This window comes from Actinotignum timonense (genome assembly GCF_900155575.1).
GTDB lineage: Bacteria > Actinomycetota > Actinomycetes > Actinomycetales > Actinomycetaceae > Actinotignum > Actinotignum timonense.
In genome coordinates this window covers 1,420,773-1,433,415 of sequence record NZ_LT706966.1, presented here as the reverse complement: position 1 = coordinate 1,433,415, position 12,643 = coordinate 1,420,773, and the positions used below count along the sequence as shown (strand labels likewise).

Genomic DNA, 12,643 nt, shown 5'->3' with positions numbered 1-12,643 from the left:
TGGGGCGTGCGGGCCTCGTTCTTGATGCGCCGGCGCGACCGGCGGGAATGAGTGCCACCCAGGACCAGGGCGTGTGTCCATTCATCGCAGTGGATTTTTGATCGTCTGTTTTATCAGCGAAAAGCCGGGGCGATCAGCTCCCCGAGCCGCTGTAGATGTGCCGCAAAATCATCGGCACGCTCATCCAATAGTGCGTTCACCACGGCAATACTCCTCAAAGCGGTCCAGGCCTATCATCTCGAAATAAGCGTCGGACTCTTTTGGTCCGAGCTGGTAGTTATCGGCACGCCAGTCGAATTCTTCCCGGGTCATTCTGACCTCACGCAAGATTTCCTCCTTGCGTTCGAGGATTTCTTCCAGCGAGTTGTAAACACGATCCGGAAAATACAACCGGTCCTCGTAAATATCCTCGTAAACATCCATATGTCTCACTCCTTCAATTGTGTAGTTTCGGGTGGTTTCCCGTCCTTCTCCGTCATTCTTGCATGATACGGAAGCACAGCAAAGAGCCAGTTACAACTCTGTGGACAAAGGGGACATTTCGCGATTCTGTGGATAACTTCTAGCCGGCTGCGCTCCCGCCGGCAGCGCTCCCATCGGCCGCGGCTGCGCGTACTGCTTCCAGGAATATCTCCCCCACCCGGCTCAGGCGTGCTTGTTTATCCCAGGCAAGCACGCAGGTCAAGCCGACCAACCAATCCAGCGGGATAAACACCAGGCCCGCACCGGCAGCCGCCACTCCCGACCCGGCACCAGCGTTCCCGCCCAGCCCCGCGTTCCCGCCCAGTGCCATATTCTCCAGCACGATAGCCTCACCAACCCCGGCCTCGACCATCACCCGAGCCCCGCGGCTCGTCCCGTAACGGCCCACTACCGTCAGCTGGTTTTCCTTATCCAACCAATACCCCAGCTCCCGGCTACGCTCCTTCGGCATAATCAACGACCGCTGAGTAATATCCGCCCGGCGAACCGTCCCGCGCCCCACCACGTCACTATCCGTACGCACCAACAACCCCCACCGGTCCTCACCGCGAAGCGCGAGAGTCTCCCAGGCCGTGCAATCCCAAGAATCATCGAGCACCGCGAAAGACGCAGTCCCCTCACCGATCATCCGGGTAGCCGCTTCACGCCCGCAGAGCGTGACCTGGAAACTAATGCCCGGGTATCGTGCCCGCACCTGACCCATCACCGGCGCCAGGCTATCTAAGGCGCTGCTTTCCCGACCCGCAATCACGATAGTGCCCTGCGGGTTATCCTCCAGATTCTGAAGCTCGGCCACCGTGCTATCCACGAGCCCGAGGATCTGGTGGCTACGTTCCACCAGGTAACACCCGGCTTCGGTGAGTTCCCTCCCGCGCCCGACCCTGCGGGTAAGTTGCTGGCCGACTTCTTCTTCCAAAAGCTGGATACGTTTCACGACCGCCGCGGTCGTACACCCGCACTTGCGGGCCACCGCGTCCATGGTCCCCAGTCGTGAATAAAGAATGAGGGTTTCTAATAATTCCAGTCTCACACCGGTACCTCGTTGTATGTCGTGATGCTAAAGGTTGAGATAGTTGAGTAATGTACGACGCCGCAGCTCCCCGCCGCGTGCTGTCGGTTAGCGGAGCATGTGCCGGGGCAACATATCCCGCCTGGAGTCCTCCCCACGCCGGGCGAGCGCGGACCTGGCCACCAGGAACGCAAACAGCAAAGATATAAGGATGGCGAGCACGAAAAGGGTCATCCACCACGACCATTGCAACCCATCCACCGCCGGCACCTCCACCGGGTCAGGCAACACCCGCTCACCCGTCACCAACAGGCGATGCGAATTCACCCCGTACGGAGTACACGTTAGAAGAGTGGCTAGGTCACGCCCCGGTACACGTACCAGCAGGCTTGGGTCGTGAGGGTCGACGACGTCTACTCTGACCACGCGATACCCAAACACTTGACCCTGGATTTCGAAGAAGAACTCGTCCCCGATACCCAGATCAGTGAGCCGGTCGAACATGGTAGAGGTCGGTAGGCCAGTATGAGCCGTCACCACACTATGCCGGTTTATACCGCCTACCGGTATATCGGTCCCGAACATATGCCCTGCACCCCGCTGGAGGGTTTCCGGGGAGGTCCCGTGGTAGATCGGGAGTTTCACCCCGATCTTCGGGATTTTCACGATCCCCATAATTCCATCCGGCTGATCAAGAACCCGAGCATATTCCTGATAGGCGGGTAGGTCGGTGGCAATGTCGTCAAGATAAGGGTCAAGAACCGCCATCCCCTGGTGGCTCGCGTTATAGGCGTGAGCACGCTCAATATAAGAGTTGCGTAGTTCCTGGGATTGGGTATTCACTTGGCCCTCGTAGGCACGGGAGACTACTTTGGATTGCCAGTTATTCCACACCGTCGAAGTAACCGGATAAGCCAGGCACAGGATCCCGATGAGGATCATGGCCAGCGGGGAGAGCCGGCGTTTATCCTCTTTCGGGTCGGTGTAGAAGAGCAGGCTCGCCAGCCCACTTTCCTCACCCACGCGCGCCGCCCGCCGCCCGCGAGCCACACCAGCGGCAGGGCCGCGCTGCGCCTTGGGTTCCACATGATGTGCTGCTGGAGCAGGTTCGGGTTCCACATGAAGTGCCGTCTTAGGCACCGCATTGGATTCCACTCTGGGTTCTGCCCTAGGTGCCGTCCTGGATTTCGTTTCGGGAGCTGGGGTGGGTGTCGGGGTATTGAGGGCACGCCGCCCACGCACCGGGCCCGTTTCACCTGTCACGTACCTACCCCCTCCCTGGCGTGGCCTTTCCTTGCGCTAGCCGTGCAATTCGTATTGCGCTACTCGTGCAGAATTAACTTGCGCTTGATAGATTGTGGGGCCAGTCGGACTGACCGGCCCCACAACCTTCGTTACCTACTCAGGCTGGCAAACCTGAACCGTTAGTTTTTCCTGTTTAGGCGTTGTTTTTACGCGAACGCAGGTGCGTCACCGCGCCACTCGCCACTAGGCCAGCACCAAGGAGGGCGAAGATACCCACCCCGATAGCACCGGTCTTAGGCAGGTCGAACCACTTACCAGAGTCCTTTGTCGGCACGTTCTTAATACCGGTCTTGTGAACCTGGTCAGGGGCATCGGTTACGGTTACTTCAGTGATCTCATCCGAGCGGATGAACTTCGCGGGGGCTTCCACCTCAACCACGTAGAAAGCCTCACCCTTCTTCGCCTTAAACTTCGGGGTCAAACCATCATCGCCGGTCACCTTGGTACCGAAACCAACCGAAGCACCGGTGCACTGGGCGCGATCCTTCTGGGCCACACACTTCTCTGCATCTGCCTTGCTGGCGAAGGCCACGAACTTCGCACCCGCAAGCACGCTTCCATCCGACGCATCAGTCTTGGCGATCTGGAAATCATAGAACTCAATAGTCGGGAACGGATTCGGGCCAGGACCCGGCTCCGGGCCAGGGCCAGGGGTCGGCCCGGGTTCGGGAACAATCGGGCCAGGGGTCGGCTCACTATCCGAGTGCCCGGGGATGAAACCAAACTTATTGGAAACCGAATCAAGAGCAAGATCAGCCTTGAGGGTGAAGGTCAGGTCCACGGTCACCACCGGAGCTTCCGAAGCAGTCGCCTTACCAGCAATAGTGGTCAGACCCTCGTCGGTGAAGTTCACCTGGAGGCGAGTACGCCCAGCTTCCACACCATCAGTAGAGGTAGCAAGGTTGTACTGAGATTCCGCAATTACTTCGCCGTTCACTTTGACAGCCTTGACCGCGGTCTTATCAATCACGGTGTAAGCATCAGTCATCGCATCGTCGAAAACCGCGAAGCCCTTGATATCAGCCCCAGTGATTGGGCCCTTCTTATTCAAAGTCGCCGAAATCGTGTAGGAAACATCATCGCCCGCACCCACAACCTGTTCGAAAGCACCAGTCTTCTTCACCAGGTCACGAACATCCGTATTCTTTGGGGTGACCGAAACATCATAGGTGTATTTCTGGTCAGCGGAAGAGGTGCCGGTGATTTCCGGGACCGTCATAAAGAACGGCTTAATATCCGAGGTATACCCAGCCGGAACCTCAGACTCCACAACCTTGTACAACCCGAGCGGCAGGTCCGCGAAAACAGCCTGCCCCTCGCCGGCGGTTTTCATCTTGTGAACGACGGTCGTGCTGAGCTTAGCCTTCGGGTTATCAGGATTCGCGTTCAGGTCCTTGATTGAACCCGCCACGGTTTCCCAATCAGCCATTTTCTTCATATCACCAAGGGTGACATCCCCAAGGGCATCCACCTTCGTGACCGTGAACTCGGCCCCGTTAACCGGCTTCTTCGTTGCGGCGTCCTGCTTCGTGATTGTAATCGACCCCGTTGTAGGAGCACCCGTAGCCCACGGCGCAACCGGATCACTTGTCGGTGCGGCGTTAGCTGCCCCGATACCCATTCCCGTCAGTGCCAGCGCACACGCCGCCACCAACGCTCTTAATGACTTCTTACGAGCCATACTTTTTCCTTCCCAATAATTTCAGCACCACAAGAAGTACTGACCAACACGCCAGGCCAACGCCAAGCGCTTATCGTTGAACTTGCTAAAAAACCTGCCCCTCATTCGGGCCTACCCCATCGTTTTCCCGATACCGGGTAAGGGATGGGTGTATCGGTTCACGCGCGGCGGCCCACCCCCTTCTTCCTACGGGTCTGAGCCCACCACCAGCCACCGGTGACCCCCACGATCAGGAGCGCACCCAGGCCGGCCGTACGGTTCATTCCAGCCCCACCCGTCTTCGGAAGCGCGGGCTGCACAACCTCCACACTCAAAGGCTTGCGCGCCCACCCCACACCTTCCACAGCGTTAGGCCCATTAGCCGCACCGGTGAGCGGGTCGATAGTGATACCGGGTTTCGTGGCATACACCCAACACCGATACGTGCCGAGCTCGGCCTGGGTGGCATTACCATCCACCTCACCAACCGTCCGGGCACCATTCCCTGCAAGCTCAACGCCATCAGGTGCTTGCTTCACGCGCACCAACTCCACACCCACAGGCAAGGCATTCTGATCCGTATCAGCCTGTCCGTCGTGTTTCGGGGCGCACACGGTTTGCAGGCTGATCAGCCCCGCATCCGTCGTAGAGGTGGCCTCCACGCTTAGCGGCTCAAGAACCGGTTGGCCCTTCACCACTGTGAGGGTGTCTTTAGAAACCGTGAGGGCAACATTCACGCATTCCCCAAGCTCGCGCTCATCCATATCCCGCTCACGCGTCTCAGTCTTCTTCGAAGCCTTCGCGGTATCCAAAACCCACTGGCGTTTACCCGAGTCCCACTTAGGCGGGGTCGTCGTCACCGTTCTGGATTGCGTAACCTTGCGGGTGTTGCAGTCTTTGGAGCCGTCTACCCAATCCGAATGTGTGACTTGAACCGGGAGCCTCGGAGTACACGCCTGATGCTCAGCGTCATTCATATCCCGCTCACGCGTTTCAGTCTTTGTCGACGACGCAGCCGTGTCCAAGACCCACTTCCGCTGGGAAGAGTCCCACTTAGACGGGGTCGTCGTCACGGTACGCGACTGCGTGACCTTGCGGGTGTTGCAGTCTTTGGAGCCGTCAACCCAATCCGAATGCGTGACTTGAACCGGGATCCGAGGAGTACACGCCTGATGCTCGTCATCGTTCATCTCCCGCTGGCGGGTTTCAGTCTTTGTCGACGACGCAGCACTATCCAAGACCCACTTCCGCTGAAAAGAGTCCCACTTAGAAGGTGTCGTCGTCACGGTGCGAGACTGCGTGACCTTACGAGTGTTACAGTCCTTCGCCCCATCAACCCAATTAGTAGCGGTCACCTGAGCCGGCGGCTGCGGGCTACACGCCTTGTGCTCACCGTCATTCATGTCACGCTGGCGCGTCTCGGTCCGCTTGACCGCCTTACCGGTATCAGGCACCCACTTGCGCTGCGACGAGTCCCACTTATGCGGGGTCGTGGTCACGGTGCGCGACTGCGAAACCTTCCTGGTGTTACAGTCCTTCGCACCGTCAACCCAGTTCGTTGCCGTCACTTGGGGATTCGGCTGCGGCGTACATGCACGATGCTCGCCGTCATTCATCTCGCGTTGACGGGTTTCAGTCTTCTTGCTCGCTTTCGCGGTATCGAGGACCCACTGACGTTTACCCGAGTCCCACCGATGCGGAGTCGTTGTCACCGTGCGCGACTGCGAAACCTTGCGGGTGTTGCAATCCTTCGCACCATCAACCCAATCCGTCGAGGTGACTTGGGCCGACGGCTGCGGTGTACATTGCCTATGCTCGCCGTCATTCATATCCCGCTGACGCGACTCGGTCTTCTTCGAGGCCTTGCTTGTGTCGAGAACCCACTTACGCGAACCAGAATCCCACTTATAGGGCGTTGTCGTCACCGTCCGGGACTGCGAAACCTTCCTGGCGTTACAGTCCTTCGCACCATCAACCCAATCCGTTGCCGTGACTTGGGCAGGCGGCTGCGGCGTACATGCACGATGTTCCCCATCGTTCATATCCCGCTGACGCGACTCAGTCTTCTTACTTACTTTCGCGGTGTCGAGGACCCACTGACGCTTACCGGAGTCCCACTTATATGGAGTCGTCGTCACGGTACGCGACTGCGTAACCTTCCTGGTGTTACAGTCCTTCGCGCCATCAACCCAGTTAGCAGCAGTCACCTGCGGATTCGGCTGCGGCGTGCATGCGCGATGCTCGCCGTCATTCATATCCCGTTGGCGGGTCTCGCTCTTCTTCGAAGCCTTGGCGGTGTCGAGGACCCACTGACGCTTACCGGAGTCCCACTTATACGGGGTCGTCGTCACGGTACGCGACTGCGACACCTTACGGGTATTACAGTCCTTGGCCCCATCAGCCCAATTCGTCGCGGTGACTTGAGCAGGCGGCTGCGGAGTGCATTCACGATGTTCCCCATCGTTCATATCCCGTTGACGCGTCTCAGTCTTCTTGCTCGCTTTCGCGGTGTCGAGGACCCACTTACGCTTGCCGGAATCCCACTTATAGGGTGTCGTCGTCACGGTACGCGACTGCGACACCTTACGGGTATTGCAATCCTTGGCACCATCAACCCAGTTAGTTGCCGTCACCTGAGCCGGAGGCTGCGGACTACACGCGCGATGCTCGCCATCATTCATATCACGCTGGCGCGTCTCGGTCTTCTTAGACGCCTTGCTCGTGTCTAGAACCCACTGGCGTTTACCCGAGTCCCACTTATGCGGGGTCGTGGTCACGGTACGCGACTGCGAAACCTTCCGAGTATTACAATCCTTCGCGCCATCAACCCACGCAGTTGACGTCACCTGGGCCGGCGGCTGCGGCGTACAAGCACGATGTTCCCCATCATTCATGTCACGCTGACGCGACTCAGCCTTCTTCGAAGCCTTGGAGGCGTCGAGAACCCACTTCCGCGCGGAAGAATCCCACCGATACGGAGTCGCTGTCACGGTCCGGGACTGCGTGACTTTCCGGGTATTACAATCTTTCGCACCATCAACCCAGTTTGTAGCAGTCACCTGCGGCTTCGGCTGCGCAGGCTTTTCTTTTACGGTTACGGTTGAGGGGACAAACTTTAATGAGTAGGTAGAAAGCGCCTCGCGCTTGAGGCGCAGTCCTCCCTGGCTGATCGGATATTCACCCGGGCCCAAACCATTTGAATATGTTGTTTCCAGTTGACCTTCGAGTTGGTTTTCAACACCCGCAGGCAACACGGTATACGTCAGAGATGGTAGTTGTTCGTCGGTGTAGATGGTGATCGGGTTCGCACTCACCATAATCCTGTCACGGTCCGCCGGACGAATGGAGAGTGTCTAATGGTTTGTGTGTGAGGGTGAAAACCACCTAGGAGATAAACCAGAATGACTACCGTGAAACAAGACCCTGAAGACAAGCAGCGTATCGATGCCATCGAGAAGAAACTCCTGGCTAACCCGCAAATGGCCGAGCTGATCGGCGAGCTAGCCACGTCTACTACTAACGCTAACGACCTGGTACGCGGCATGCTCCAAGCCTCGATCACGCGTGGCCTTCAAGCCGAGATGGATGCCCATTTAGGCTACGCACACTCAGACCGTAAAGCCAAAGCCGAAGCCGGCGCCGAGAGCATGGGGAACTACCGTAACGGTAGCTACCCGAAAACCGTGGCCACGAACTACGGGATGATCACCGTGGATATTCCCCGTGACAGGGCCGGCACGTTCCGCCCGACCATGGTCCCTAAAGGCGCGCGGCGCCTGACAGACGTGGATGACATGATCGTGAGCTTGTATGCCGGCGGGATGAGCGTACGCGATATCCACCACCNCGTTCAATAAGGAATAGGAATGAGTACGACTGCATAGTCGCTTTCTTGATTTACCTTAGCTAATTTCTACAGTTTCCACCACGGGTGACGTTCAGGATAATTCCAGCACGAACCACGCAGTAGTCAGACTTTTCCGCTTATTTATGCGGCAATAGGTAGCTACTTGTGACTAAAGTCTCGAGCGGAAACGTCTTTTGTAACCAAAATTCAACAGAGCGAAAACGAGCCCACCATAGCTCGATTACTTGCCGAATACACCGTCGATTTATACATAATAATTAGTTTTCTATGCGGCCTAACAGTGACTATTTCTATCTATTATTTTCACTGTCGCGAAAACTGGAAGCATATACCACCCCGTAAAAATGCTATTTTTTAGCGTTCATGCACCGCCAGACCAAAACGCAGTTCAGCTCCGTGAAGGTATATCCAGAATTCAACGGCGCCACGCCCGCTGGCAGCAGGGGCTTCCGGCCGCCGCCGGCGGATCTCGCTCCCCGCGCGATTCGGCTACCCGCGTGATCCGCTAGGGCACCAGCTACCGCCCGGCTTCGCTGTGGCCTTCCATCCGGGCCATGGCGATGTCCTCCGATTCGGTCACCTGGTCCACCCGCACCCGGTCGATGCGCCGCCCGTCCAGGGACTGTACGGTGAGCTCCACCGCGCCCAGCCGGGTGGAATCCCCTACCTGCGGCATGCGCCCCAGCTGGGCGATGATATAGCCGGCCAGGGTATCGAAAGGCCCCTCGGGGAGCTCCACCCCGAGCATTTTGAGCACCTCGGGACGGGTGGAGAGCCCGTCCATATCCCGCACTCCCCCGTGTACCTGCACCTTGGGGACCTCGCGGTCGTATTCATCGCGGATTTCGCCCACGAATTCTTCCATCACGTCCTCAATGGTGACGATGCCGTCCGTACCCCCGTATTCATCCACCACGATGGCCAGATGAGCGTGGGCTTTCCGCAGATCTGAAAGAGCCTCCAGCACATCCTTACCCGTGGGGAAGAACGTCACCGGGCGCACCAAATCGCTCACCCGTTGAGCCGTGGGAGCGGGAGCGAGCATATCGCGAATGTGTAGGAAGCCGATCACGTCGTCGTCGTTCCCACCGCGGCGCACCGGATAACGCGAGTGTTCCAGGGCCGTAACGAGGGGGCGTGCTTCGTCGAGGGAAAGTTCCGCGTCCAGGAATTCCACTTCGGTGCGCGGCGTCATAACCTCCTGGACGGTGCGGTCCGAAACGGACAGCATCGAGACGACCATATCGCGTTCCTCGGTGCCAATCGTTTCCTGGCTGGCCACGAAGGCACGCAGCTCCGCGACTCCCATTTCTTCGCGCTGCTCTTTCGGGTCGCGGCGCAACAGCCGCAGCACCCCGTTCACGCTCGCGCCTAGGAACCAAATGACCGGGCGCAGCACCGCGGTAATAAAAGCGAGGGGCCGAGCGGCCAGCGTGGAGATAGTTTCCGCCGATTGCAGGGCGATGCGCTTGGGCACCAGCTCCCCGAACACAATGGAAATATAGGAAATCACGAGCGTGGTGAGCACAAAAGCCAGGGTGGTGGCCCCGTTTTCGGACATCCCCCAAGCTCTGAACGTGGGCGCGATCTCCGGGGCGATGGAGGCCGCACCGAAGGAGGCGGAGAAGAACCCGGCCAGGGTCACGCCCACCTGAACTGCGGAAAGAAACTGGTTGGAATCCGAGGTTAGGCGCTGGATCGTTTTCCCGGAGGCGGAGTTCTCCGCCATCTCGTCGATCTGCGTTTGCCGCAGGGAAACCAGCGCGATTTCCGAAGCGGCGAAAAACGCGCCGATCAGCGTGAAAACAACAACCCAGATAATGTTCATAGCTAAGGGACTCACTCCACCAGTATGGACGAGCCCGCGCCCACCAGGCCCACCGCGTCTCAGAAACAAGCGGCAAGCGAACACGGGAGGGGTGCAGTGGCACAGCGACGGCGCAGCGCCTGCGTGGTGGCGTGCCAGGGTGCTGCGGCGTCGTTCTTAAATAACGGGGGGCGTGAGGGCGAAACGCGCAAGGAAAAAGAGGGCTGCGGCCAGGAGGAGGAGGGTGGCGGCGTCGGTGATGCGCGAACGCACCGAGGGGACGTAGCCGGTGGGTAGGGTCAGGCGCGCCACCGCGAGGATCACGAAACTGCCCGCGAGCGCGAGGATGGCTACGCGCGGGTCGGCGAGGAAGGCGAGGGCCACGATGATGCCGATCCAGGCCGCGCAGGCCCAGTAGACCAGCGGGTGGGAAAAGTGCGCATTCACGTGAGCCAGTATAGCCCGCGCCCGGGCGGACGCTCGCGGCCTGCGCGGTGCTACCCCGGGCATGGGGTGCCCAGCCTGCGCGGGCGCCCGCCCGCAGCTACATGGTGAAGAGGTGGAAGAAGGCGCCGATAAAGCGGATGTCTTCAACCGTATGCGTTTTGAGATTGACGGTGAGGAGTAGGGCCACGATCCCCCAGGCCACCGTGAGGCTCACCCAGGCCCAGCGCCGTATCCGGTAGCGGCCTGTGCCGCGCGGCAGGGCGTGGCGGCGGGTATGCAGCGCGTGCCGAGGCACGTAGCGGGGGCGGCGCACCAGGGCTCGCCCGCGCACAATACTCCCCGCGGCCAGCAGCGCGAAGAGCAGATAGGCGCCGGCGACGGTGGTTTTTTGGGTCATCCACCCGCGGGTGGCCACCACGCTTTTCGCTCCGCCCGCCCGATCACCATTCCACCACTCCAGCGCCCCGGGCAGCTGTTTTTTCCAGGTGTCCCAGGAGTGCCCGCCGTTCGGGTCCAGGTGCACGGTGGTTTTCAGGCGCGGGTTCTTGACTTCCTCCAGGCCGCGCGCCAGTTCCACCGGGTCGTTATCGGTGCGGGTGCCGGTGAAGTACATGGACTGCGGCCAGCTCGCTTTTTTCATGAGGTTGGTGACGGTGAATTGTTCGCGCAGGCCGGGGGCTTGGGTCAGGCCGATAACCGGCACGTTGTACCCGGAAAAGGAAATCACCGAGGCGAAGGTTTGCGGGTTGTACAGCCCGAGCACCGGCGCGCACCAGCCCCCGTAGGAGGCCCCGGCAATGGCCCAGTCGCGCCGATCCGCGGAGACGGAAAAATTCTTGCGCACCATCTGCACAACATCGCGGTTCACCCAGGTTCCCACCGCGGGCCGCCCGGATAGATCCACGCAATCGGGCTGCTGGTTATCCACATTGAGGGAGGGGACCACCACGATCGTATCGGGCGCGCTCGCCGGCATCGTATGCTCCAAATCCAGCACTCCCGGAATTTTCTCCGTCTGCGAGGGAAAGCCCTGGATCATGACGATCACGCGGTAGGTGCGCTCCGGGGAATAATCCGGGGGCAGGTACACCCATACGGGCAGCTCAAGGCCGGATTCGGGGCCGCGGAAGACGGTTCCCACCACCCCGTGCCCGGCCGGGGTGAAATCGGCTTTCCATTCTTTGCCTTCCGGCATGGGGATCTCACCGGATTGCCCGGCGTATTTGGGGAGCTCGCTCGTCACCGCGGTCACGGAAGCCTTGCCGCCGCTTTTCGTGAAAATGGTTTTGACATCGCTCCACGTGCTTGCGTACTGCAAGTTGAGGTTCATGCCCACCCCAATAGCGACGACGCCGCATACGGCTGCCACCACCATGGCAAGCACCGGAATCGCGGTAGCCAGGCGGCGGGTACGCGGGATGGTGCGCACCCCCAGCGCCAGGAAAGCCAGCGAGCAGAGGCCGGCAGCCAGGAGCGCCCCGTGCGTATTGGGTTGAAGCATAGGCAAAATTTTAGGCCGCTCGGGCACCTCCGCGCGCCGTTATTTCACTCTATGCCCAGCTCTCCTGTTATTTTTCCTCACTTTTCCCACGCTCCTCCCAGTCAGCGGCGGCCGGCTGAGAAGATGCTGGTTCCGCAGCGGTCGCGGCGGTAGGAGCCGTGACCGCGGCATCCGCTGTGGTGGCGGAAGTGGGCGCTGCGGGGTGGGCGGCGTCGTCGTTCTGCTGCGGGGCGGGGCGCAGGGCGCGCCGTACCCGGTAGCGTTCCCACAAGGCGCGCACCCACGCCCAGAAGTCGCGCGCGCCGTAACCGAGCGCGAAGGGTAGCAGCACCGTGAGCGCCACGCAGCCGGTGAGGAGCGGGGCGCGGGTGCCGACCTCGAGCATGCGGCCCGGGCCGATCCCGCCGGTGGCGAATTGCCCGGCCAGGGCCACGAGCACCAGGAGTTCCAGGGCGCCCACCGCGGCGCTCACCCAGTCGCGCGGGAGCAGCGAGCGGATAATTCCCCAGGCCAGGCCCGTGAGGATGGGGATGATGAGGAGCCAGGCGGGGCGCAGGGCCGGG

9 protein-coding genes and 1 pseudogene are annotated in these 12,643 nt (G+C 60.1%); 1 reads left to right on the top strand and 9 read right to left on the bottom strand.

The window, feature by feature from the left end; genetic code table 11:
• Positions 1 to 180: 180 nt before the first annotated feature.
• The 5 genes from CZ322_RS06045 to CZ322_RS06025 all read right to left on the bottom strand — a co-directional run bounded on the left by CZ322_RS06045 (position 181) and on the right by CZ322_RS06025 (position 7,771).
• A complete protein-coding gene (locus tag CZ322_RS06045) occupies positions 181 to 423 on the bottom strand; it encodes a hypothetical protein (protein WP_087070594.1) in 243 nt (80 codons plus the stop codon).
• A gap of 139 nt (positions 424 to 562) precedes the next feature.
• Entirely contained in the window at positions 563 to 1,513 is a 951-nt protein-coding gene (locus tag CZ322_RS06040; RefSeq protein WP_143231867.1) for a LysR family transcriptional regulator, read from the bottom strand.
• 87 nt (positions 1,514 to 1,600) lie between these two features.
• A complete protein-coding gene (locus tag CZ322_RS06035; protein WP_234984485.1) occupies positions 1,601 to 2,755 on the bottom strand; it encodes a class C sortase in 1,155 nt (384 codons plus the stop codon).
• A 175-nt stretch (positions 2,756 to 2,930) separates the two neighbouring features.
• Entirely contained in the window at positions 2,931 to 4,478 is a 1,548-nt protein-coding gene (locus CZ322_RS06030) for a SpaH/EbpB family LPXTG-anchored major pilin (RefSeq protein WP_087070592.1), read from the bottom strand.
• 158 nt (positions 4,479 to 4,636) lie between these two features.
• Positions 4,637 to 7,771 (bottom strand): hypothetical protein, encoded by a 3,135-nt coding sequence (locus CZ322_RS06025; protein ID WP_234984484.1) that lies wholly within the window; start codon positions 7,769 to 7,771, stop codon positions 4,637 to 4,639.
• Positions 7,772 to 7,858: 87 nt separating this feature from the next.
• Between CZ322_RS06025 and CZ322_RS06020 the strand changes: the two are divergent.
• Positions 7,859 to 8,302: pseudogene (locus tag CZ322_RS06020) on the top strand (transposase); the annotation flags it as partial.
• 540 nt (positions 8,303 to 8,842) lie between these two features.
• On the opposite strand, the gene CZ322_RS06015 reads toward CZ322_RS06020, so the two are convergent.
• The 4 genes from CZ322_RS06015 to CZ322_RS10015 all read right to left on the bottom strand — a co-directional run.
• Positions 8,843 to 10,168: a hemolysin family protein gene (locus CZ322_RS06015; protein ID WP_234984483.1), complete on the bottom strand. Its 1,326-nt coding sequence runs from the start codon at positions 10,166 to 10,168 to the stop codon at positions 8,843 to 8,845.
• A gap of 141 nt (positions 10,169 to 10,309) precedes the next feature.
• Positions 10,310 to 10,579 carry a DUF3017 domain-containing protein gene (locus CZ322_RS06010; RefSeq protein WP_026428220.1) on the bottom strand — a complete coding sequence of 90 codons (270 nt, stop codon included), beginning with the start codon at positions 10,577 to 10,579 and terminating at the stop codon, positions 10,310 to 10,312.
• A gap of 97 nt (positions 10,580 to 10,676) precedes the next feature.
• A complete protein-coding gene (locus CZ322_RS06005; protein ID WP_087070588.1) occupies positions 10,677 to 12,080 on the bottom strand; it encodes an alpha/beta hydrolase in 1,404 nt (467 codons plus the stop codon).
• A gap of 67 nt (positions 12,081 to 12,147) precedes the next feature.
• The coding region (locus CZ322_RS10015; RefSeq protein ID WP_200807179.1) for a cell division protein PerM at positions 12,148 to 12,643 on the bottom strand (496 nt) is incomplete at its 5' end.

What these genes read in the sequence shown, in the direction of transcription:
- CZ322_RS06045 (WP_087070594.1), bottom strand. Translation starts at nt 423, where the DNA reads ATGGATGTTTACGAGGATATTTACGAGGACCGGTTGTATTTTCCGGAT.
- CZ322_RS06030 (WP_087070592.1), bottom strand. Translation starts at nt 4,478, where the DNA reads ATGGCTCGTAAGAAGTCATTAAGAGCGTTGGTGGCGGCGTGTGCGCTG.
- CZ322_RS06005 (WP_087070588.1), bottom strand. Translation starts at nt 12,080, where the DNA reads ATGCTTCAACCCAATACGCACGGGGCGCTCCTGGCTGCCGGCCTCTGC.